Raw genomic sequence first — 21,475 nt, forward strand, 5'->3', positions numbered from 1 at the left:
ATTCAAATCGCTTTGGCGGGTAAGGCTCTTGAGGGATGGGGTGAGTAGTTACGAAAAATTAATGTTTATGCGGGTTCCCTAGCCTCGGAAACAATAGAGTGGAAATAATGTTGGTCTTTCGGAAGCTTTCGAGGACTACTGCGAAAGTCAATTAACTTATTGATATACGAATAAGCAGCATCAACGCATAAGCCCTCTGTTTTGTCTGCAATCTGAAAGTCTCGCGGCTGCGTCCTTTACGTAAGACAGATAACCGGGCGCGTGCGCCACGCTACAGAGCCGTATTGATTTCCTGCAATGCCGCACTCAGCACCTCTGGATAAGGTCTGCTGGTATCCAGGTCAACAATCCGTGCACCACTGAAGTGCAGCCGTGGCATTACCGAAATTTTGTCTTGCAACTCGGCCAGGCTGTGATCGGGTTTGCGTTTATGCGCGGTCTCAGCATCGATGTTAAGTCGGATAACCAGCATCGGTTTCTGTTCGGCCATCCACTGGTACAAGGTCTGTTCGCGCGCCACAAGCTTGCGTACCAGCCAGTTATGAGACTGATCGGCGGTAAGGCCTGGTCCATCGTAATGGAAGCCGGGAATCTCCGCCTGTGGATAACGATCCGCGATAACCCGCACACCTCGCCGCGAAAGACGTATCACTCGACGTAGTTGCGTTACGCGCCACAATGAAAGCAAATGCATCACCAGCGCGGTCCCCGTGCCCGGCAGCTTCAGCTTCATGTCTTGAGCACGCTCTGCTTTGGCTGCAAGATAGCGTTCAAGCCTGATTCCGATAACAGGCAGGCGCTTGATCTTGTCACCCATTTCGCCCGAGACCAGGCCCAGGTAGCATCGCTCGACTGAGCCATTGGCACGCAGATTGGTCAGCAAATCAGCGGTCAGCGTTGACTTGCCAGTGCCGTCGCAACCAACAACGGCGACAACTCCCGCAAGGGGAGCGGGCAGCGGAATGGCACTGGTGGCTTTCAATGCTGCATCCAGTACCTGTTCATAGGGATCGCGGCTGTCCAAATCAAGAATGCGTGCTCCATTAAAGTGTAGAGTTGGGATTACGGAAACCTTGTCGCGCAGCATCGCCAGTTTGTGATCTGGTTTACGCGCATGTGCGGTGTCCGCGTCGATGTTGAGCCGGATCACCAGCGCTGGCACATGGCTTTCCATCCACTGATACAGTCGTACCTCGTGCGCTGCCAGTTTGCGTACTAGCCAGTTTTGGGCGTTCACTGCGCGAAGACCTGGCCCATCGAAATAAAAGCCGGGCGCTTGCGCTTGCGGGTAGCGATCAGTAATCACCACGCCGCCGCGACAACTCAGCGTTAGCATGCGCCAGAACTTGTACGCGCGCCACAGCGAAAGCAGATAGATTACTAGCGCGGTAGCAGTATCTGAGGATGTGGTTTTCTTATTGTGAGTCCGCTCTGCTTTGCTAACCAGATAACGCCCGAATGGTGGCCCAATTAACGGCAGGCTTCTGATCCGGTCGGCAATATTGCCAGAGGACTGGCCGAGGTAGAGCAGCTTAGTCGAGCCCTTGCTGCGAAAATGGGTCAGCAGGTCGGTAGTGAGAGTGGACTTACCCGAGCCATCGCAGCCAACAACGGCAATAACGCGAACAAGGGGCAGATGGGGTGGAAATTGAGAGGACCGATTCACGCTGGGTAGACAAAATTTTCTGATGGGTATAATAACCTGAATTTTGCAAAAAATAATCACTTGTGTCCGGTTAAAGTTAGATGTACCGACGGCAACGCCAACCTTGATAAGGATTTCAGGCATCTCATAAGGGACCACGATTTGAATTTTAGGCTGAGCATTTGCGATGCGATGGATGAGGTGATTGGCTGACGTGCTGCAACCACAGTGGCGTTACTCGAAGCTGGGTTACAGTACGTCAGAAGTTGTTTGCGTGACAGTTGAAGGGTGCTGCTGCCGCATTAATGAGCGCGTTAACAGATACTGAATTCAGGGTCAAGGTCACTATAAAAATGTTACATGGATGACGTGCCGCAAATTAGGCAAGCTGGATCTTTCTTCAACTTAAGGGTGCGCAGTTCCATATGCAGCAAATCAGTTACCAGCAATCTGCCACACAGTAGCGTGCCTATTCCCATGATCAGCTTGAGTGCTTCTGCGGCTTGCATGCTACCGATAATGCCGACTAGTGGGGCAAATACCCCCATAACTGCGCAACGTGTTTCTAAGGCATCTGGCTGTTCGGGATACAGGCAGTGGTAACAAGGGCTGTCAGAATGGCGCATGTCAAACACAGCAACCTGGCCGTCAAAGCGGGTAGCCGCACCAGATACAAAAGGTTTTTTTAATTGTACGCAAGCTTGGTTCAGCGCATAGCGTGTGGCGAAGTTATCGCTGCAATCCAGTATTACATCGGCCTGGCCAACTAGTTCAAGTAAACGCGATTGATTCGCGCGTTCATTCAGGGATACGACGCGAACATCGGGATTAATTTCAGCGAGCGAAGAGCGTGCAGAATCCACTTTAGCCATTCCGATACTGGAAGTACGGTGTACGATCTGACGCTGAAGATTTGTCAGATCTACAGTGTCATCATCGCACAGGGTCAGGGTGCCAACGCCGCTGGAGGCGAGGTACATGGCAGCAGGAGAACCCAACCCGCCAGCACCAATTATCAGTACGTGCGCATTTAGCAATTTCTGTTGACCTTCGATGCCAATGTCAGGCAACAGAATGTGGCGGCTGTAGCGTAGTAACTGTTCGTCATTCATGTGATATGGAAGAAGCGTAAATTATCGGTATTCACTTACTTCCTTTGCAAGATATTCATACCTTTCAACAAGTTTAAAGCTTGCTGCAATTGGTAGTCTTCCTTTGATCCATACTCGAGCATTTTTGGTTTTGATGCATCGCCTTCTTCGATTTTGGGCGGTGATTTAGCCGGTTCAGCCGGAACCGGAGGTTTTACGGTGACGTCTACCTTTACATCAATCTTCTGATTGTTGGTCAAGTGATGCTCTAGATCGGCCTCGCGCATGCGGAGAGATTGATCTAGGCCAGCAGTCGCCGGATCTTCCACTACGATATCAGGAACGATGCCCTTGGCTTGAATAGAGCGCCCGTTAGGCGTGTAATAACGCGCTGTAGTGAGCTTGATTGCGGTATTGTTGCCGAGCGGCAGAACGGACTGAACTGAACCTTTACCAAAGGTTTGAGTGCCCATGATGACAGCGCGTTTATGATCCTGCAATGCGCCTGCGACGATTTCTGAAGCAGAGGCAGAACCGCCATTTACCAGCACTATCATTGGCACTGTCTTAACTGCCGCAGGCAGATTTTTCAGGTAATCTTTTTCGTTGTCGCGCAGATAGTCATTAGGAGTGGCGTTCAGACGCATCTTGGCAGATGAGTTACGCCCTTCGGTATATACCACGAGAGCATCCTTAGGCAGGAAAGCGGCAGATGCTGCTACCGAACTGTTGAGCAAGCCACCCGGGTCGCTTCGGAGGTCCAGCACCAAGCCTTTCATAGCTTCCTTGTTCTCTTTGAACAGAGTGTTGAGTGCACTGGCGAGGTTTTCGCCGGTGCGCTCCTGAAATTGGGTGATGCGAACAAAAGCATAGCCGGGTTCAATCAGCTTGGACTTTACACTTTTCACTTTAATAATGGCGCGAGTAATGGTAAAGGTTAGCGGTTTGGGCACTTCCTTACGGATGACGGTCAAGACAATTTTGCTGCCCGGCTTGCCGCGCATGCGCTTAACCGCGTCACTTAGCGTCAGGCTCTTTACCATTGTGTCGTCGAGTTTAATGATCAGATCGCCACTCTTCATACCTGCATGATAGGCGGGGGTGTCTTCAATTGGCGAAATTACTTTCACCAACCCGTCTTCCATCCCTACCTCAATACCTAAACCACCAAATTGGCCCTGCGTGCCGACTTGTAGTTCTTTGAACGCTTCGGCATTCAGATAGGAAGAGTGCGGATCTAGACCGGTCAACATGCCTGTGATGGCTTCGGTGATAAGTTTTTTGTCTGTGACTGGTTCTACATAATCACTCTTGATGCGGGCAAACACTTCAGAGAAGGCTCGGAGCTCTTCAATCGGCAGCGGCTCAGCGATGTCTTTATCCGCAACGGCAGATAATTGCAGGCTAATCAACACACCTGCGATCAGCCCTAGTCCGATCAATCCAAATTTTTCAATACGACTGCGCATATCTGACCTCTAAAGTTATTTTGTTACAACATGATTTTTCAGGAGTAATTTTATTGGGCTATCCACTTTATGGGGTCTATAGGCTCGCCCCTGTGGCGCAGCTCAAAGTATACACCGTAATCTTCATTTCCACCGCTGTTGCCAACGGCTGCTATGGTGTCGCCTCCGTGCAAGATGTCACCTACTTGCTTGAATAGCGTTTCATTGTTGCCATACAAGCTCATGTAGCCTTTGCCATGGTCAACGATCAATAAGTTCCCGAAGCCGCGCAACCAATCGGCAAATACTACACGCCCGGCTGCTACCGATTTTACTGGCTGGCCGCTTGCAGCGCGTAATTGCAAACCTTTCCAAGATACGGCGCTGTCTGAACGTGCGCTGCCGAATTTATTAACCACCGTACCCATTACCGGCAATGACAGCTTGCCTTTAAGTTGCTCGAACGGCTTGCCGTCGAAGCGATTATCAGGCAATTTATCATTGTTGAGTACGCCTTTGCTTTTTTGCCGTGTTAGCATTTTGGCGAGCTTGGCCACCAGCTGCGACAAACGGTTTTCATCGCGTTGGAGGCGACCAATTTCGTGGCGCTGTTGCTTGAGTTGCTGGGCGAACTGACTGATTACATGCTGACGCGCAAGCTTGTCTTTTTCCAAAGTTTGTTTCTGCGCATTTTCTTCTTCTTGCAGCGCCGCAATTTCCTTGCTCTTTTGCTGTGTTAGTTGGATGACATCGTCTAGCTGTGCAAGATTTGTGCGTAACATATTGAGCCAAGTCGAACGGCTGCGCGCGATATATTCGTAATAGCGCATTTCACGTGCGGTTTGATCGGGGTCATGATTGTTGAGCAACAGCTTGAAGTATTCTTGTTTTCCGCCTAAATATTGCTGGTAAAGCAATTTGCTGAGCATAGTCTGTTGTTTCTGTATATATTTTTCCAGTTGCTGTGATTGCCGTTGCAAGCTTTCCAAAGTTTGATCTGCAGCATGATGTTGCGCTGACAGCTCAGCCAGCCTGCGCTTACTATTGCTGATCGCCCGTTCAGATTCGCGAAGCTCGTCTGTTGCTTCGGACTGAGATTCACTGGTTTCTTCCAGTTCCTTCAGCAACTCAGAGATCTGTTTACGTAGGTTGTTCAGCTCTTCCTGCGGTGAGGCATGAGTGCTGTTTATGCCTGCTATTAAGCAGATGCACAACAGTAATGCGTGGCGGGTAAGTGCGGTCACTGGATTGAGATAAGCGGCTGCCCCGTCATTTCCGGCGGTTGTGGCAGTCCCATCATGGCGAGCAAGGTTGGAGTAACATCCTGAAGCGAGCCGCTGTCAGCTATATTCGCTTTGCGGCCGATATACAGCAATGGAACCAAATTAAGGGTATGCGCGGTGTGTGCTTGTTGCGTAACACGATCCAGCATCTGCTCAGCATTGCCATGATCGGCGGTAATCAGCACTTCGCCGCCGCATTCCAGCATGGCGTTTACTACCCTCCCGATACAAACATCCAGGGTTTCAATGGCCTTGACTGCCGCTTCCATAATGCCGCTATGGCCGACCATGTCGCCGTTGGCATAATTGCAAATCATGGCTTGATACTGCCCGCTACGAATTGCCGCTTCCAGTTTATCAGTGACCTCAAAAGCACTCATTTCTGGTTTGAGGTCATAGGTTGCCACTTTGGGCGATGGCACCAAGATACGATCCTCGCCCGGGTAAGGTTGCTCCTTGCCGCCATTGAAGAAGTAGGTGACATGTGCGTATTTCTCCGTTTCTGCGATGCGCAATTGTTTTATTCCCAAGCCGGAAAGGTACTCACCAAAACAATTGTGGATGGCTGTGGGCATGAATGCTGCCGGAAGATGGAAGTCCTCACCATAGCTGCTTAGTGTGACCAGGCTCGCCAGCTTGGGAAAACATGCACGCGTAAAGCCATCAAACGTTGGATCTGTCAGCGCGCGGGTAAGCTGGCGCGAGCGGTCGGCACGGTAGTTCATGAATATAGCGACGTCTCCATCCCGCATGGTAACGGGTGGTTCGGTGGGCGAGGTGATGACAGTTGCTTTAACGAATTCGTCGTTTTCTCCGCGTGCATAGGCTTGCTGCAATCCATCCTGGGCATTGGATGAGCGGAACTCGGCCTTGCCTTGAGTCAATAAGTCATAGGCCTCCTGCACTCGCTCCCAGCGGTTATCCCGATCCATTGCATAATAGCGGCCAATAATGGAAGCAATACGTCCAACGCCCAAGGCGACAAATTTTTCCTGCAGCCGTTGTAGTGAATGTGCGGCGCTTCTCGGCGGTGTGTCACGGCCATCGAGAAAAGCATGGATAAATATTTTTCGTAGTCCAGCGCGCACTGCCAGTTCTAGCATGGCGTGGATATGATCTTCGTGACTATGCACCCCACCGGGCGACAGTAATCCCATGATATGTAGCGCAGTATCATGCTGTTTGGCATGTTCAATAGCTTGCATGAACGCTGGATTGCTGTAGAAACTTCCGTCCTGAATGGCTGCGTCCACCCGAGTGAGCTCCTGATACACGATGCGACCCGCGCCGATATTGAGATGGCCGACTTCAGAGTTACCCATCTGACCTTGCGGAAGCCCTACCGATAGTTGAGACGTATGGATTAGCGTGTGTGGATAATCACGCCATAGCCTGTCCCAGTTGGGTTTGTGCGCATGGGCGATAGCATTGTAGTCAGTTTCTTCACTGTAGCCGAAGCCGTCGAGGATAAGTAGTAGGACAGGGGTGATTTTCATACAGGACTCTGGGGAAATTTAAATATCTATTGGCTACTGCTTTGGGATACTATTTTAGCTGATTTCTGGCTTGCTAGGCATTCTGAGCCCCGCACGAAGTCAAATTTAATTTCAAGGATGACGATATTTTGCAAGCAATCGTTGATTATCAATGAAATCGCACTTCCCTTGCGCTTGAAGATATTATGCATGCTGAGGGGCGCGGTATAGGCGTGCTGGATATCGTGTGCATCGTTTGCGCACACTCACGTTGTAGGGGTGATTGGTGACGATACTGTACCGGCCAGTTTCGTATGTATATCCGAAGGATAGTATTTCCGAGTGCGGTGACATAATGTCTATCACCTTACATAAGTTGAGCGCCATACACCGAGCAAAATTACGTCAAGCAGGGCGATATGAAATTAATCTTTGGATTTTTTAAATGAAACTTAATGTTTATTTCAGCAATCGGTTGCGCTTGGCTTATTCCAAATTTTCCAATGGGCTCGCCAAACACTGGACAAATAAATTCTATCTTTACCTTGCTGCAATCTTCATGCTGTTTGCCGTGCTTGATACTGTGCAACTGCATATCATTTCCGGTATGCGTCAGGAGGCTTTCGATGCGATGGTACGCTACCGTATTATTGTGCCCAAGCCTGATAGCGATATTGTAATCGTGGACATTAATGAGGCCAGCCTTTCGGCCATGGCCAAGGACTATGGACGTTGGCCGTGGCCGCGCCTAGTGCTGGGAGAGTTTCTCGAGCAGGTTGAAAAACAGCAACCCAAAGCAATCGTGTTCGACATATTGTTCAGCGATCCTGACATATACAACCCTGACAGCGATGCTTACTTCGACTCCGCCATTGCCGCCACAAATAACGCTTACTTCCCCTTGCTGCGCCTTGATCCATCGAATGATGCCTTGAGCATGGTGAAACCCGCCATGATTCCGGGTGTTGTGCCGCTACTCAATGATGCTCAGCCGGAGGCCACCATTGCTGTGGTACTACCACATTTCCCGGCAGCACTTAAAAGTGGGCGTCTTGGGTTGCATAATATCTATCCCGATGCTGATGGTGTTGCGCGCCAATATATTGTTTACCGTGGTGATTATGGATGGAAATTGCCGTCTCTACCAGCAAGCTTAGCGCGTGATTTCGGCTGGCCTGAGCCCGCTGCTCAAAGCTTCTTGCTCAATTGGCGCGGCCCACCATTTTCTTACCAATATACCAGTTTCCATGATGTGTATACGGACATGGGCAACAAGGAAAAAAAGCGCCCGCAAGACGAGTTTAAAAATAAAATCGTCATTATCGGCTCCACCGCGCCCAGTTTATTTGATATCAAGCCCACGCCGATGAGCCAAATGCACCCGGGCGTGGAGATTCTTGCTACCGCTATAGATAACCTAAAACACGATGATTACCTGCGTTTTCCTGATGCAAGCGTGGCTTATCTTTTACTTACCCTCTGCATCATTTGGGCCACTGCTTGGGCCTTCTATCGAAATTTTGGGCGTAATAAAATAGGCGTATTGTTTGGCGCATCACAATTTGTATTGATTGGGATTTCTTATGCCAGCATTAATTTCACCAATACTTACATTAACATCACCGGGCCGGTGACAATAGGGCTGGCCTTTTTTACCATTGCACGTTTGTATTCTGCCGCTACCAACAAGATGCTGGAACGAAGCATGGTGCGCGCTTCTCTGGAACGAGAGGGAAAGTTACAGGTCACACTGTTATTAATTCGTCTCGATGGAGACCCAAGATTACTCACGGATACCATGTTGGATCAAATTCGCTATAAACTTGAAAATGCGGGACTGGAACAGAAAAGTGTCGACATCATAAGAGGTTATCAAAAAGGCCTGTGGGATTTATTCGAAAAAACATTTTCGATTTCCTGGATAGTGGACGAAGGCGATGTAAATGGAGCTGCACGGGTGGCTGAAGATGTTGCCGTGGTCACTGCTGCATTTCCGCAATTGTTAAGAAAATTTATAATCAGTTCTGATATTAAGGTCAGCTGGTTTGTGCATCAAGGGGAAGTTTTAGGTGGCAAAGAGGCGCGCAACTACTGGCGCGGGATATTTGCTGAAACATTGCTGCGCTGGAATGAACAACAAGAGAAGACACTATGAATTCGATCAGATTAGGGACTGCTTTATTCGCGTTGCTGGCTATGCCTGCATTTGCAGCTGAAACAGGAAATGTAATCAGGGCCGATGGGATCAGGGTTGAGCCATTCCGAGACGCTAAAACAATTGCCACGCTCTCGGTTGGCGATAAAGTGCAAATTGTCAAAAAAAATGGCGGCTGGCTACAAATAGAGAGCTCAAAAGGCAAGGGCTGGGTGCATATGTTGAATGTTCGCAAAGGAGATATTGGTAAGCGTTCTGGGGATATAGGCGGACTCTTGGGTATGGCATCGGGGCGTTCAGGAACAGGCAAGGTAGTTGCCACCACAGGTATCCGCGGACTAGACGAAGTAGAATTGCAATCCGCTAAATTTAATGAGACCGAACTAAATCTGGTTGAGTCGTATGCTGTAAGCCGGTCTGAAGCTCAGTCGTTTGCCGTTCAAGGGAAGCTTGTTGCGCACAAATTCGATTACCTTCCTTCTCCAGAAGTCTCACCAGAATAAAGGGCAGCTCTGATGAAAGCGATAATAAATTATCTGTTGGTTACTGTGTTGACGCTTGCCTGTAGCGCTGCCTGGAGTTTTGATTTCGGTGAGGAATTCAAGAAAGTACTTAAGGATGGTGTGCAAAAAAAGATTGAAGAAAAATCTGACGCTACAACGAGTAGCACATTATTGGGGCTTGTCGGCACTTCGCAGGAAGAGGAAATTACAATAGGCCGACAAATTGCAGGCAACTTGCTGGGCGCATCTGCGCTTGTCAAAGACCAGGGCTTGCAGATGTATGTCAATAATGTTGGGCGTTGGGTGGCAAGTCAAAGCGAACGTCCAGATTTGGCTTGGCATTTTGGTGTGATTGAATCAGGCGACGTTAATGCCTTCGCCGCACCGGGCGGCTATATTTTCCTAACTCGCGGACTGTATAGCTTATTGCAGAACGAGGCAGAACTGGCCGGGGTGCTGGGGCACGAAATCGGCCATGTTATACGCAAGCATCATTTGAAAATTTTAAAGCAGAGCAGCCTGGTAGATTTGGGTGGAAAACTACTTTCCCAGCGGATTGGCGGTAATGACAAAGTGCAGAAACTGATAGGTAATGGTGCGGAAATTGTGGCACGTTCGCTTGACAAGAACGCTGAGTTCGAGGCTGACCGCATCGCGGTGGTGCTTGCCGCGCGCGCCGGTTATGACGCCTTCGCTTTTCCCGAGGTACTTCAGCAAATAGGTCATTTTGCCAAAGATGAAGGTAGCGTGGCACTACTTTTTAAAACACATCCCCATCCCGATGACCGATTAGAAAAGTTGGGGCTTGTCATGACTGATCGCTTAGAAAATGTAAAAGGGAAAACGCTAGTAGCGCGATTTTATCGCATCAAACCGTAGCGCCCCTTTTGATACGCTGTTCGTTATGACATAAAATTTATAAAAAAATGAGGAGCCTGTTTGCCCAGTATCGCCCGCATTAGCCTGACATCAGTTGGATTAATGTGGGTTTTGCCGTTTTTGTATTATTACCATGCCTATCCACTCACCACCTTCTACCAGGAATGGGGTGCTGCTGTTCTTGGGCTATGCGCCATGCCTCTGCTGGTTACAAAACGTAATTGGCTGCAACCGGAAATCCCACTCATCGCTTTCTTGCCCATAGGGCTGCTGCTGTTAGGCCTGATGCAGTTTGTGCTGGGCAGGATAAGTTATTTTGATCAGGTTGTACTGCTCGCCCTGTACTTGCTGTGGGCGGCGCTACTAATGATACTCGGCCAACGCCTGCGCGAGGAATTCGGTTTGCCTGCATTGGCGACAGCGCTGGCTAAATTCCTGCTGGTTGGGGCTGAACTTAATGCGCTGGCCGGTATATTGCAACATTACCGCTGGCATACTTTTCTGGATGCGGTGGTTACGGTAAAGATTTCTGTGGCCGTCTATGGCAATTTGGCTCAATCCAACCATTTCGCCAACTACATTACACTTGGGTTAATCTCGTTGGGATTGTTGCATATGCGCAGCCTGCTACGCGCTAGGTATGTTGCGCTGATGGCCATGCCGTTGCTATTCGTTCTGGTATTGAGTGGCTCGCGTAGCGTCTGGTTGTATTTGTTGTTTATGGCAGGAATGGCTTGGTTGTGGCAGCGTAGCGATAAATCTTGCTTGCCCCTTTTGCGTTATACTTTGTCGCTACTGCTGGGCTTCGGCTTGATGCATGCAGTGGTGCAAATTCCTTTTCTGGAAGGAACCGCTGGCAGTATTACCACGATGCGGCGTCTGTTTGGCGAAGGGGCTAGCGGTAGCATCCGATTGTATTTGTGGCAAGAAGGATGGCAGATATTTACCCAGTTTCCGCTGCTGGGTGCAGGTTTTGGCCAGTTTGCTTGGCAGCATTTTCAACTCGGCCCTGTTTTGCAGAACATCAACGCTGTCGGCCTGTATAACAATGCGCATTCATTGATAATGCAGACTGCCGCAGAAATGGGCTTGCTTGGCTTGCTTATTTTGTTGGGTATGCTGGCGATGTGGCTGATTCAGTGTGGTCGCGCGCAGCGAACCGTTTATCATTGGTGGGGATACGCTTTACTCGGCGTGTTGGCTATACACAGCCTGTTGGAATATCCGTTATGGTATGCATATTTCCTAGGGGTGGCAGCGTTTACGCTGGGCATGCTGGATACCAGCATATATCGCTTGAAATTACGTTGTCTGGGACGACTGTCGCTGGCGATCGTACTGTTGCTTGGGGCGCTGTCCTTAATGCAAATGTTGCAGAATTACCGAAGCCTGGAAACATTAATGAGAATACGACAAGAAGTAAGCCGTAACAGTTATTTTGGCCGCGAAAATTTAATGGCGGCACAAGCGCAGATCCCGCTGCGCCCTTATTTTGATTTATTCAGGAGTGGCAAGATAGTAGTGGGCGCTAACGAACTTGCTTACAAGCGCATATTAAATGAGCAAGTGATGTCTTTTGCACCGATTAGTTTAGTGGCGTATCGCGAGGCATTGTTGTTGGCGTTGTCCGGCGAGCATGTTGCAGCACAGTTGCAGATGGAACGCGCCATCTGGTCATATCCCGATAATTTCCCGGCTGCGCATAAAGAGTTAAGCGCGTTGGCACAGAAAAGCCCCGAGAGCTTCGCTGCTCTGCTAGAATTTGCCCTCAAAAAATATGAGGAGCGGCAGCATGCAGTTCATGCAAGATAATATCTGGATGATTTTAGTGGCAGTGAGTAGCGGGTTGATGCTGTTTTGGTCGTTTATTGGTAACAGCATACGCGGGGTAAAAGAAATAAGCAGTGCTGCCGCTTTACAACTGATCAACTACAAAAATGCATTAGTCCTGGATGTGCGCGAAGTGGCAGAATTCAATGCTGGGCATGTCCTGGATGCCAAACAAATTCCGTTTGGCAAGCTCAATGAGAGCATTGGAGAATTAGAAAAATATCGTACGCGACCCATCATAGTGATGGACGGCAGTGGTCAACGTTCGCCTGCTGCATGTGTGTTGCTAAGCAAGCATGGATTTGAGTTGGCGCATAATTTGACGGGTGGTGTGCTAGCTTGGCGGAAGGCCGGCCTGCCACTAAAGAAATAACGATGCCTAAGATATTGATGTATTGCACAGCAGTGTGTCCGTATTGCGTGCTGGCCGAGCGCCTGTTGCGCGCCAGAGGTGTAACGGAAATCGAAAAAATACGTGTGGATCTGCAACCTGAGTCGCGTCGGATAATGATGGAAATTACCGGATGCCGCACCGTGCCGCAAATTTTCATAGGCACACGCCTGGTTGGTACCTACGATAATCTGGTGATGTTGGAGCATAGTGGTGAATTAAGTCAGTTATTGAATAGTTAATTTTAAATGGAAGGATACATGTAATGAGCGAAGAAGCCGCAGCAGCACCCGCACCCGAACAGCAACAACCCCTATTCAATATCGAGAAGATGTATGTGAAAGATCTCTCGCTGGAAAGCCCCAATGCGCCGAGCATATTTTTGGAACGCGAGACCCCGACTATTGATCTGCAGCTACATACCCTGAGCACTCCTATGGAAGAAGGGCTATTTGAAGTTACCGTCACTGTTACTGTCACCGCCAAACTGCCGGAAAAAGACAAAGTGATGTTTTTGATCGAGGCCAAACAAGCCGGTATTTTCCAGGTGCGCAATTTTCCGCCGGGAGAGTTGGAGTCGGTATTGGCAGTCGTCTGCCCAAATATACTTTATCCCTATCTCCGGGAAGTGGTATCGAATATGGCGATTCACGCCGGATTTAATCCCGTATTTCTTAATCCGATCAATTTTGAAGCGTTGTATCAGCAGCAGAAACAGCAGCAGGCACAAGCACAAGCCGCAACAACTACCCAGCATTGAAAATGAAACTCCCTGTCGCTTTATCAATCCTGTTGATTGCTTTAGTCACAGCGGCAGGTTCCACGCATGCGTTAGACTATGTGTCTGTCGCGGACAGCTCCGCCATTCTCTATGATGCGCCCTCGACTAAAGCAAAGAAAATATTTGTGGTTAACCGTTACTTGCCGCTGGAGCAAGTGGTTAGCCTGGATGGCTGGGTTAAAGTACGAGATAGCTCCGGTAGCTTGGCTTGGATAGAAAAAAATGCCCTAAGCAGCAAGCGCTTTGTGACAGTAATGACACCATTTGCCATTGTGTATCAAGCGGCAGATGAGGATGCGCCGGTTGCCTTCAATGCAGATCAGCAAGTAGCGTTGGAATGGTTGGAAAGCTTGGGTAATGGCTGGGTCGAAGTACGTGATCCGGATGGCACGACAGGCTATTTGAGAGCGGCCGAAGTGTGGGGCGATTAGCCGCTTCGATGAACATTACTATACTAGGTGCTGGCGCGTGGGGCAGTGCGCTGGCTATCAATCTGTCGGCGCGTCATCGTGTCACATTATGGGCATGCAACGCAGCGCAAATCGAAGCCATGCGTGCCACCCACTGCAATCAGCGTTACCTGCCGGAAATTCCATTGCCGCAGGCTCTCAACCTGACTGCCGACTTACAAGCCGCATTCACTAACGCCGAATTAATATTGGTTGCTGTGCCAATTGCCGCGCTGCGTGCCACGCTACAACAGATCGCGGCAATGCCCATGCCGATTCCGGTAATATGGGCTTGCAAGGGCTTTGAGGCGGGTACCTCACAACTGCCGCATCAAGTGGCCGCAGAAATCATACCGAAAAATTTTCCCTGTGGCGTGTTATCCGGGCCGAGCTTCGCTTTGGAAGTGGCGCGCGGACTTCCCACGGCCTTGATTTTGGCATCGACCGATGGCCAGTTTGCCAAACAAGTGGCACAATCCTTGCATCATGCGTCCCTGCGTGTCTACTCCAGCACTGATGTGATGGGTGTAGAGATGGGTGGCGCTGTCAAGAACGTACTGGCTATTGCCGCTGGCATTGCCGAAGGCATGGGTTATGGGCAAAACGCACGTGCCGGGCTGATTACACGCGGACTGGCAGAAATGACGAGACTAGGATTGAAAATGGGTGCGTGTGCGGAAACATTGAGTGGCTTGTCTGGCGCCGGTGATTTAATCTTGACTTGCACCGGAGACCTGTCGCGCAACCGGCAGGTGGGTATTTTGCTGGCACAACAGAAAGCGTTGCCGGATATCCTGAACCAACTGGGTCACGTGGCGGAGGGAGTCTATACCGTGCGAGAAGTACATCACCTGGCGCAACGCCTGGGCGTAGACATGCCGATCTGTGCGGCAGTTTACAGCGTATTATATGAGCAGGTGCCGGCAGCAAGCGCGGTCGAGGCATTACTCAATCGTGCGCCCAACTCCGAATTTAACTCACTGTTGTCCGGTTAAACGAAAGGACGAACCGCTGAAAGCTGTGATGGACTCAGAATGCCAAGCAATGAAGGGCGTTTCTGATTTGAACGGCGAAAAGCGAATCTAGTAGTGTCCCAGTTTCTCTGCCGGAGCTTGCCGTGAATGAACATCGGCAAAATGCTGTTTGTTCAACTCAAGGGCTTCCTCCCTGGAAGCCCTTTCTTGTAAATAGCTTTCTTGTAAATAGAAAGAGTATTCCACGGAAAAGCTATGCGCTATAGTAAGCTTCCTTTAGCTGTTGTACTTCGAACTTGAGCTCATAGGGTAAGTTGAGAGCTGGTAAAATTCAACGCGCAACTAGGCTTAAAATTTATAATCTTTATAGCAACCAATCAACTTTATGGAATGATCATGAACAAACACCTCACCGCCATTCTAGCCATTTTAACCAGCATGTTGAGTGCCGCAGCATATGCTGCACCTGGCGAATACTGGGAAGTCACTTCCAAAATGGAAATTCCTGGCATGCCTTTCGCGATGCCCGTTTCTTCGTCGAAGGTATGCGTCACCAAAGGCGGGGAGAGTGATCCCAGAAAGACTGCCGGCGACAAGAATTGCAAGATGTCAGACATCAAAACCGTCGGCAACAAAGTTTCGTGGAAAGCACGTTGCGACCATGACGGTGATGTAATGACAGGCATCGGCGAGCAAACTTCTACCCCCAATAGCTTTGCAGGCAAGATGCAGTTAACAGGCATTTCAAAAGGCCAAGACATTAGCATGAACATGGCTTTAAGTGGCAAGCGCATTGGCGGAGCTTGCGATTCGGAAGAGTTGCTCAATAAAGCAAAAGCGCAAATGTGTGATACCTCAGGGTACGATAACATGGCTATCTGGATCAGCAATGCTGAGCACATATTTACCAACTGCGCCGACCAGCGCAAAAAATTGTGCGACAACGTGCGCAAGGACGCCTCCAAAGATGCGCAAACCTATACCCTGCTGCTGCAGCATGATCAACGACCAAAAAGCGCTTCCATCGCCAAAGAGTGTAAGCTGGATATGGCTGCCACCACCAAGGCAATTTGCAAGACACTCGGCAGCAGTAATTATCAGCAACTATCTGCATACTGTCCGGCAGAAGCCAAGGTTTATCGTGAAGAAAAACGCCGCAAAGCATGCGAAGGCCGCAGCTTCACGGGCAAGGCTAGTGCCGAGAGCATTCGATTATGTATGAGTGGCGTGAAAGATGTTGTGGAAGACAACAAGTCAAGCGAAGCGGATGACAACAAGTCTATGTCAAACGAAGCGGATGCCCCCCATGAAGTGAGCAAATCCTCTGCAGACAACTCAGTCAACGACAAGTCCTCTGCAAACAACCCAGCCAACGGTATGTTGGAAGGCATCAAGAAACTGAAGGGTATGTTCGGTTTTTAAAACATGAAGTATCTGGTCGGGCTGCTACTGTGGTGCCACATCATGGCTGCACAGGCGCAGCCCGATCCTTTTCCACAGGCCGCTAATGCCTATCTCGTCAAAGTGGATGGTGCGTCCATTTGGGAACATCATCCCAATGACCGCTTGCCGCCTGCCAGCCTGACCAAGTTGATGACCGCTCTGCTGGTTCTTGAACAAGGGCAGTTACAAGAAGCAGCATCGATCAGCCTGGCATCTACACTTGAAACGGGTTCGCGTATCGGACTCAAAGCTGGCGAACGCTTCCGTGTGCAAGACCTGCTCGCCGCTGCGATGCTAGCGTCGTCCAATGATGCCTGCCATGCGCTGGCCGACCACTTGAGCGGAAGTGAAGCAGGCTTTGTAGCCCGGATGAATCGCCGTGCAAACGAGCTTGGTATGCGCGACACTCATTTCACCAATGCCTGCGGGCACGATTCCCCCAAACACTATTCCAGCGCACATGATCTTGCGCGGTTGGCGCATGAGTTACTCAAATACCCTTCATTGTTCGAAATTACATCGCAAAAAAACTTGCAGATCGCCACGCTAGATGGCAAAAAACTTTACACGTTAGGAAACAAGAACGCGCTGATCGGTCGCTATGATGGCGCACTCGGACTTAAGACGGGTTACACACCCAATGCCGGCAAGTGTCTCGTTGCCTTTGCCAAACGCAGTGGTCACGAGGTGCTGCTCGTGATGTTGCATGGCAAAGACCGTTGGTGGGATGCTGTAGACATCCTCGATCTCGCATTCGATCATGCCCGCGCGGCTCCCTGAAACGCACTTCGGTGTATTACTGTGGCTCATGCTGGCAGTATCTATCTGCTACGCGAATGCACTCAACGGCACATTCCTGTTCGATGACTACAACGTCATCGTCAACAATCCAAGCGTGCACTCCTGGGCGGGCTGGGCCGAAGACTTGTCCACCGGCATCCGCCCCCTGCTCAAGTTCAGCTACACACTCAATTGGACCATGGGCACAGGTGTGATCGGATTTCATCTCACCAACCTGCTGATCCATCTGACAAATGCTTACCTGGTCTACAGGTTGGCGCAGGCCTTTGTGCAGCAACAATTGCAGCAGGATAAACTCCGGCAGGTTCCATTTTTTGTCGCATTGCTGTTCGCCGCCCACCCTATTTATACTGAGGCTGTCACCTATATATGCGGTCGCTCCACTTCATTGATGACGCTGTTCTATCTGGCAGGGCTACTCGCTTATATCAGCGGACGCACGCAGCAGAACAGTACCAAAATGTATGGCCTAACTCCGCTACTCTTCGGCATTGCCCTGGGCGTCAAAGAAACCGCCGTAACATTTCCACTGGCGCTGTTGTTGTGGGAATACGCCTGTGGCGGCAAATGGAAACGCGCACTGACGCCTCAATGGCCAAGCTGGCTGGTGCTAATTTTGGGCGCACTGATTTTTCTGTTCAGCGACAGCTACCTGGCACATATGGAACGCAGTGCCCAGCTCAACTCCCTGCAAGGCAACATAGCAAATCAAGCTTCTGCCTTTTCCTACCTGATACGGCAATGGGCTTTACCCTTATGGCTGAACATTGATCCGGACCTGCCGTTGCAGAACAATTTTTCCGTTATATTGCTGCCACTGGTCTTCTTCTTTGCACTATTTGTGTTTATGGTAGTCTGCTGGCGTGTACGTCCGTGGATCAGCTTCGCCTTGGCGTGGGCTATGTTGCAGCTAATCCCGTTGCATCTATTTCTGCCGCGTATTGATATCGCAAACGACCGGCAAATGTATCTGGCCGGATGGCCACTCTCTCTTGCTTTGTGTATCGAGCTGAGATTGTGGACGGACGGAACAAGAACCCGGGCTTTCGTTGCGCTACTGTTGCTAGGCTTGGTTACCCTTACCATTCTGCGAAACCAGGATTACGCTAGCGAGATCCGCTTGTGGGAAGATACCGCGCTAAAGTCGCCAGGCAAGGCGCGCGTACACAACAACCTTGGTTATGCTTACCTGCTAGCCCGCCGCAATGATGAAGCACGGCGCGAATTTGCTACTGCACTGCAACTCGACCCAAGTTTCTACAAGGCGCGCTACAACCTTTATCGGTTGGACGACTGAACGCGAACGTGCGCGAACGGGGTCACACAGCGCGCACAGCGCTACATTGTCTTGAATCCGCTGCGTGCTCAGGATGGTACACAACGCCAAAGAGTGGCGGTGGAGTAGTTATTGCGCAACAGCTGGATACGATGAGAGCGATGTTGGTTTAACCACCGAATGGATACTCGCCGAATTTTCCAAAACTAAAGACATCGCACAACAACGCTATCGTGATTTTGTTCAAGAAGGCAAAGGACAGCCATCACCCTGGCAACAGTTGAGAAATCAGATTTTTCTGGGTGAATATGATTTTGTAAATAACATGCAAGGCAAGCTTAACCCCGAGCAATCGCTTAACGACATACCCAAAAAATAAAAAACAGGCTCCCGTAAAACCATTGAGCTATTTTGCTGAGCGATATCAAACCCGCGACCAAAGCCTGTCCCGGCCATCTGCGAAGTGTAATAGAGTTTGTTGGAATAAATGGGGTCAGACTCGATTTAAATTGAATATTAAGTCGAGTCTGACCCGAATGGCACTTACTTAAGGATTGATACATAAATAAAACAGTAAGTTACGTACTTAAAGAACTGGACAAAAAACACTTGGTACAATTTAGAACTGAGTTATAGGGCAATAAATCGCTGGCTTCTTAGATGATTTTCCGGTCATTATTATCTGCAAGTTACTCTTTTTTCAATGTACTTGGCTTAAGTAAGTGCCATTCGAGTCTGACCCCATTTCACTGTACGGTGGCTTTTGGATACTGGCATTAATGAAACTTGCGATGTTGTTGTATTGAGCGTCACTAATCTGAATTGGGCCACTAGAAAAATCGTAAGGATGATCAGTATCAGGATAGATATGCCCTGGCCCCATTGGGTCGCCTGGCGTTGCCGGAGCAAATCCGTAGCCCTGAACAAAGCCCGCTCCGTTGTTTATAATGATAAAGCTATGTGGTATAACTGTGCCGGATCCATTTTGATCCGGCAAATCAATAATATTTATTCTGAATTCAATAGTAGCCATGTTATTTCCCGTCCAGACGGATGAACTGAGTAGTGATTAAGCTGTTTATTTCGCGGTAGAACCTCAAGTCGATAGGAATGCTTTTATTCTTTTCATCTCTCAGTTTGGTAGTAAATTCAATCAAAGATTGAATTTCACTTTTGTCTGATATGCCATAAATATAAATATGCACAGTGGTTCCTGCATCCGCTTGCCCCTGAACGTTTCTTGTTCCACAAGGATCTCCAGGTCTATATTCCTGAAGACAAACCTGCTTTTTAATTTTTCCTGAAAGCTCAATTGCCATTTCCCTAGCCCCGGAATGAGGCTGTTCACAGCCCGTCAAAGCCGTTATTGAAGGCAATAAAATAAGCAAGGAAAGCGAATATGTGGTCAACCTAATCATCATAGGCATCATTCTCTTCCGCCATGGCCCCGGCAATGGCGGTAGTGGAAACTCCCAGTGCCGTAGCCACTGAGGAAATCTGTACTGCTTGAGAAGCAACGTAGGAAAACGCTTGATCTTGATAGGCCATGAAAAACTTCCCTTTTAGTTAGACGCATTGACACAATTAATGGCCGCCCAGTTGGCGGAAATTTCCTGAAAACCGCAGCAAAGCATAACCTCTCGCTTCTCGCAAAACTTCGGAACACCGCGGTTCACGGCATATTGGCCGGTATGGGCGAGATATGAAATCGGATGTTGCTTTTGCATTGCTTGATCCTTGACTCTTGTCGCATAGGAGTAGCCTTTTTCTGCATCAGGGTATGCCCGCAGACTTCCTCCTCTGTCGAACAAGAGCAAGTTGATTCCAAGGACTTGTAGCGGCTGATTTCCATAAATGGAAGTTGAAACAGTTGGCCCTCCTATTCTGACTCGCCTAATTCCCAATTCCGCCATTTTGAATCTCAATATTTCATTGGGTTCGGGATATTTCTTTGTGTCGTAGTACTGTTTGATGAGTGCGTAATAATCGTTAGTCAACTGCTCGAATTCTGCTTCATTTTCATGAAAATAACGGATCATCGCTTCGTTGGACGGCGGCTCGCGGTATTGCCCCAGAAATGCCCTGCCGCTCAGAAAAATATCCGAAATCCAAACCGGATTGCGCGCGACATAATGATTCTCGAAGTAATACTGCGAAGTCGCCATGACCATTGCACTCACTGCAACAAAAGTGCAGACCACTATCCCGAGAATCCATGTGACGATGGCGCGAAGCTTTCCCCGTTTCATGCGGCAAGTCTCCAGTTAGTATTAGCCGCTTGTCTTGACAAACTTTCTCTGCCATTGAAATGCTCAAGGATGGTGAGCTTGTCGGCCCAGGCTTGATATTCGGTGGTGCCTGATGTGGTGCCTTGAATGTCCACCGTCAGGGTATGGCCCGTATACGCACCAGTGAAGGTAGTGCTCATGGTGCTGGTGTTCGACCATTCCTTGAGGATGTTGTCGAGCAAGGCATGGCGGTCAGCGCTCGTGGTGGCTTGGGTGAATTGGGTAACAAGGGTTGCCAGCGTGCTGTTGCTGCTGATCGCTTCGCGCAAACTGCGCACTTGGCCGCGAGTGCGTATCGGCGTATTGCTTCACCTCGGCCATATTTACGTCAAGATTTGCACCTGCCGGTACGTCGTATTCATCATTCGGGTTAGTCATTTTTATCTTCCTTGAATGAAGCTTAGTAGGTTGGGTTGAATGAAATGAAGTCCAACATCTCATCACTCACCATAACCACCCACGCCATTATCTATTTTTCATCCCACTATCCGTTCCGCCAGATGCTGCGATCACGCTGGGCCTGGTGGCAGGCACCAATGCGCTTGTCTTTTGCCTGTCGCCGTAAGTACCCGGTTTTGCTTGCCTGACGGTAAATCGCTATATCGGCAACTTTTTGTGAATCCACACCCCTGTGATACCAGGGAAACGCAGATTAATTCACAGCGTCGTTCGCATATAGAAATATATACAGTTAAATCAATCAATTGAAGTAACTACTCACCCCTATAAATAATCAAGAAAACACTTGACAGGTTTTTAGGGG

23 protein-coding genes are annotated in these 21,475 nt (G+C 49.4%); 14 read left to right on the forward strand and 9 right to left on the reverse strand.

Annotated elements, in window-relative coordinates; translation table 11 throughout:
* Positions 1 to 271: 271 nt before the first annotated feature.
* The 5 genes from MJ769_RS13510 to gpmI form a co-directional block, all read right to left on the reverse strand.
* Entirely contained in the window at positions 272 to 1,789 is a 1,518-nt protein-coding gene (locus MJ769_RS13510; RefSeq protein WP_239237665.1) for a hypothetical protein, read from the reverse strand.
* Between the two features lie 212 nt (positions 1,790 to 2,001).
* Complete coding sequence (locus MJ769_RS13515; RefSeq protein ID WP_239237666.1) at positions 2,002 to 2,757, reverse strand: HesA/MoeB/ThiF family protein; 756 nt, start codon at positions 2,755 to 2,757, stop codon at positions 2,002 to 2,004.
* Between the two features lie 35 nt (positions 2,758 to 2,792).
* Entirely contained in the window at positions 2,793 to 4,205 is a 1,413-nt protein-coding gene (locus tag MJ769_RS13520; RefSeq protein ID WP_239237667.1) for a S41 family peptidase, read from the reverse strand.
* A 50-nt stretch (positions 4,206 to 4,255) separates the two neighbouring features.
* A complete protein-coding gene (locus MJ769_RS13525; RefSeq protein ID WP_239237668.1) occupies positions 4,256 to 5,428 on the reverse strand; it encodes a murein hydrolase activator EnvC family protein in 1,173 nt (390 codons plus the stop codon).
* Positions 5,425 to 6,963, reverse strand: a complete 1,539-nt coding sequence (gpmI, locus tag MJ769_RS13530) for a 2,3-bisphosphoglycerate-independent phosphoglycerate mutase (RefSeq protein WP_239237669.1) — start codon at positions 6,961 to 6,963, stop codon at positions 5,425 to 5,427. Before gpmI ends, MJ769_RS13525 begins: the two co-directional genes overlap by 4 nt.
* Positions 6,964 to 7,387: 424 nt before the next feature.
* Here gpmI and MJ769_RS13535 point away from each other — a divergent pair, with 424 nt between their 5' ends.
* The 13 genes from MJ769_RS13535 (at position 7,388) to MJ769_RS13595 (ending at position 18,803) form a co-directional block, all read left to right on the forward strand.
* Positions 7,388 to 9,097: a CHASE2 domain-containing protein gene (locus MJ769_RS13535; RefSeq protein WP_239237670.1), complete on the forward strand. Its 1,710-nt coding sequence runs from the start codon at positions 7,388 to 7,390 to the stop codon at positions 9,095 to 9,097.
* A complete protein-coding gene (locus MJ769_RS13540; RefSeq protein ID WP_239237671.1) occupies positions 9,094 to 9,600 on the forward strand; it encodes an SH3 domain-containing protein in 507 nt (168 codons plus the stop codon). Before MJ769_RS13535 ends, MJ769_RS13540 begins: the two co-directional genes overlap by 4 nt.
* A gap of 12 nt (positions 9,601 to 9,612) precedes the next feature.
* Positions 9,613 to 10,479, forward strand: a complete 867-nt coding sequence (locus MJ769_RS13545) for a M48 family metalloprotease (RefSeq protein WP_239237672.1) — start codon at positions 9,613 to 9,615, stop codon at positions 10,477 to 10,479.
* 60 nt (positions 10,480 to 10,539) lie between these two features.
* Entirely contained in the window at positions 10,540 to 12,291 is a 1,752-nt protein-coding gene (locus MJ769_RS13550; RefSeq protein ID WP_239237673.1) for a PglL family O-oligosaccharyltransferase, read from the forward strand.
* The gene (locus MJ769_RS13555) at positions 12,272 to 12,682 is read left to right on the forward strand and encodes a rhodanese-like domain-containing protein (RefSeq protein ID WP_239237674.1); all 411 of its coding nucleotides are present in this window, start codon (positions 12,272 to 12,274) and stop codon (positions 12,680 to 12,682) included. Before MJ769_RS13550 ends, MJ769_RS13555 begins: the two co-directional genes overlap by 20 nt.
* A 2-nt stretch (positions 12,683 to 12,684) precedes the next feature.
* Entirely contained in the window at positions 12,685 to 12,942 is a 258-nt protein-coding gene (locus tag MJ769_RS13560; protein WP_239237675.1) for a glutaredoxin domain-containing protein, read from the forward strand.
* Positions 12,943 to 12,965: 23 nt separating this feature from the next.
* Positions 12,966 to 13,460, forward strand: a complete 495-nt coding sequence (gene secB, locus MJ769_RS13565) for a protein-export chaperone SecB (protein WP_239237676.1) — start codon at positions 12,966 to 12,968, stop codon at positions 13,458 to 13,460.
* A gap of 2 nt (positions 13,461 to 13,462) precedes the next feature.
* Complete coding sequence (locus tag MJ769_RS13570; RefSeq protein ID WP_239237677.1) at positions 13,463 to 13,912, forward strand: SH3 domain-containing protein; 450 nt, start codon at positions 13,463 to 13,465, stop codon at positions 13,910 to 13,912.
* Positions 13,913 to 13,920: 8 nt separating this feature from the next.
* Positions 13,921 to 14,925 (forward strand): NAD(P)H-dependent glycerol-3-phosphate dehydrogenase, encoded by a 1,005-nt coding sequence (locus MJ769_RS13575; protein ID WP_239237678.1) that lies wholly within the window; start codon positions 13,921 to 13,923, stop codon positions 14,923 to 14,925.
* Positions 14,926 to 15,300: 375 nt separating this feature from the next.
* Complete coding sequence (locus tag MJ769_RS13580) at positions 15,301 to 16,326, forward strand: DUF3617 domain-containing protein (RefSeq protein WP_239237679.1); 1,026 nt, start codon at positions 15,301 to 15,303, stop codon at positions 16,324 to 16,326.
* Between the two features lie 3 nt (positions 16,327 to 16,329).
* Positions 16,330 to 17,127 carry a D-alanyl-D-alanine carboxypeptidase family protein gene (locus MJ769_RS13585; protein ID WP_239237680.1) on the forward strand — a complete coding sequence of 266 codons (798 nt, stop codon included), beginning with the start codon at positions 16,330 to 16,332 and terminating at the stop codon, positions 17,125 to 17,127.
* A complete protein-coding gene (locus MJ769_RS13590) occupies positions 17,108 to 18,445 on the forward strand; it encodes a hypothetical protein (protein WP_239237681.1) in 1,338 nt (445 codons plus the stop codon). Before MJ769_RS13585 ends, MJ769_RS13590 begins: the two co-directional genes overlap by 20 nt.
* Before the next feature lie 73 nt (positions 18,446 to 18,518).
* Positions 18,519 to 18,803 (forward strand): hypothetical protein, encoded by a 285-nt coding sequence (locus MJ769_RS13595; RefSeq protein ID WP_239237682.1) that lies wholly within the window; start codon positions 18,519 to 18,521, stop codon positions 18,801 to 18,803.
* Between the two features lie 321 nt (positions 18,804 to 19,124).
* Here MJ769_RS13595 and MJ769_RS13600 read toward each other — a convergent pair whose 3' ends face one another.
* From MJ769_RS13600 to MJ769_RS13615, 4 genes are read right to left on the reverse strand one after another with little or no spacing between them, the layout of a single operon-like run.
* Complete coding sequence (locus MJ769_RS13600) at positions 19,125 to 19,457, reverse strand: hypothetical protein (protein ID WP_239237683.1); 333 nt, start codon at positions 19,455 to 19,457, stop codon at positions 19,125 to 19,127.
* 1 nt (position 19,458) lies between these two features.
* On the reverse strand, positions 19,459 to 19,854 hold the full coding sequence (locus tag MJ769_RS13605) for a hypothetical protein (RefSeq protein WP_239237684.1): 396 nt from the start codon (positions 19,852 to 19,854) through the stop codon (positions 19,459 to 19,461).
* On the reverse strand, positions 19,835 to 19,972 hold the full coding sequence (locus tag MJ769_RS13610; RefSeq protein WP_239237685.1) for a hypothetical protein: 138 nt from the start codon (positions 19,970 to 19,972) through the stop codon (positions 19,835 to 19,837). Before MJ769_RS13610 ends, MJ769_RS13605 begins: the two co-directional genes overlap by 20 nt.
* Positions 19,973 to 19,986: 14 nt before the next feature.
* Positions 19,987 to 20,673 (reverse strand): hypothetical protein, encoded by a 687-nt coding sequence (locus tag MJ769_RS13615; RefSeq protein WP_239237686.1) that lies wholly within the window; start codon positions 20,671 to 20,673, stop codon positions 19,987 to 19,989.
* A 122-nt stretch (positions 20,674 to 20,795) separates the two neighbouring features.
* On the opposite strand from MJ769_RS13615, the gene MJ769_RS13620 reads away from it, so the two are divergent.
* A complete protein-coding gene (locus tag MJ769_RS13620) occupies positions 20,796 to 21,086 on the forward strand; it encodes a hypothetical protein (RefSeq protein ID WP_239237687.1) in 291 nt (96 codons plus the stop codon).
* The last annotated feature ends 389 nt before the right edge of the window (positions 21,087 to 21,475 follow it).

Source organism: Candidatus Nitrotoga sp. BS (assembly GCF_927797785.1).
In the GTDB taxonomy this organism is placed as follows: Bacteria; Pseudomonadota; Gammaproteobacteria; order Burkholderiales; family Gallionellaceae; genus Nitrotoga.

Coding starts and splice junctions, on each gene's coding strand:
- MJ769_RS13610 (WP_239237685.1), bottom strand. CDS start 19,972: ATGGCCTATCAAGATCAAGCGTTTTCCTACGTTGCTTCTCAAGCAGTA.
- gpmI (WP_239237669.1), bottom strand. CDS start 6,963: ATGAAAATCACCCCTGTCCTACTACTTATCCTCGACGGCTTCGGCTAC.
- secB (WP_239237676.1), top strand. CDS start 12,966: ATGAGCGAAGAAGCCGCAGCAGCACCCGCACCCGAACAGCAACAACCC.
- MJ769_RS13585 (WP_239237680.1), top strand. CDS start 16,330: ATGAAGTATCTGGTCGGGCTGCTACTGTGGTGCCACATCATGGCTGCA.
- MJ769_RS13595 (WP_239237682.1), top strand. CDS start 18,519: ATGGTACACAACGCCAAAGAGTGGCGGTGGAGTAGTTATTGCGCAACA.
- MJ769_RS13535 (WP_239237670.1), top strand. CDS start 7,388: ATGAAACTTAATGTTTATTTCAGCAATCGGTTGCGCTTGGCTTATTCC.
- MJ769_RS13555 (WP_239237674.1), top strand. CDS start 12,272: ATGCAGTTCATGCAAGATAATATCTGGATGATTTTAGTGGCAGTGAGT.
- MJ769_RS13510 (WP_239237665.1), bottom strand. CDS start 1,789: ATGCCTGAAATCCTTATCAAGGTTGGCGTTGCCGTCGGTACATCTAAC.
- MJ769_RS13590 (WP_239237681.1), top strand. CDS start 17,108: ATGCCCGCGCGGCTCCCTGAAACGCACTTCGGTGTATTACTGTGGCTC.
- MJ769_RS13580 (WP_239237679.1), top strand. CDS start 15,301: ATGAACAAACACCTCACCGCCATTCTAGCCATTTTAACCAGCATGTTG.
- MJ769_RS13600 (WP_239237683.1), bottom strand. CDS start 19,457: ATGGCTACTATTGAATTCAGAATAAATATTATTGATTTGCCGGATCAA.
- MJ769_RS13570 (WP_239237677.1), top strand. CDS start 13,463: ATGAAACTCCCTGTCGCTTTATCAATCCTGTTGATTGCTTTAGTCACA.
- MJ769_RS13605 (WP_239237684.1), bottom strand. CDS start 19,854: ATGATGCCTATGATGATTAGGTTGACCACATATTCGCTTTCCTTGCTT.
- MJ769_RS13540 (WP_239237671.1), top strand. CDS start 9,094: ATGAATTCGATCAGATTAGGGACTGCTTTATTCGCGTTGCTGGCTATG.
- MJ769_RS13545 (WP_239237672.1), top strand. CDS start 9,613: ATGAAAGCGATAATAAATTATCTGTTGGTTACTGTGTTGACGCTTGCC.
- MJ769_RS13520 (WP_239237667.1), bottom strand. CDS start 4,205: ATGCGCAGTCGTATTGAAAAATTTGGATTGATCGGACTAGGGCTGATC.
- MJ769_RS13615 (WP_239237686.1), bottom strand. CDS start 20,673: ATGAAACGGGGAAAGCTTCGCGCCATCGTCACATGGATTCTCGGGATA.
- MJ769_RS13515 (WP_239237666.1), bottom strand. CDS start 2,757: ATGAATGACGAACAGTTACTACGCTACAGCCGCCACATTCTGTTGCCT.
- MJ769_RS13575 (WP_239237678.1), top strand. CDS start 13,921: ATGAACATTACTATACTAGGTGCTGGCGCGTGGGGCAGTGCGCTGGCT.
- MJ769_RS13560 (WP_239237675.1), top strand. CDS start 12,685: ATGCCTAAGATATTGATGTATTGCACAGCAGTGTGTCCGTATTGCGTG.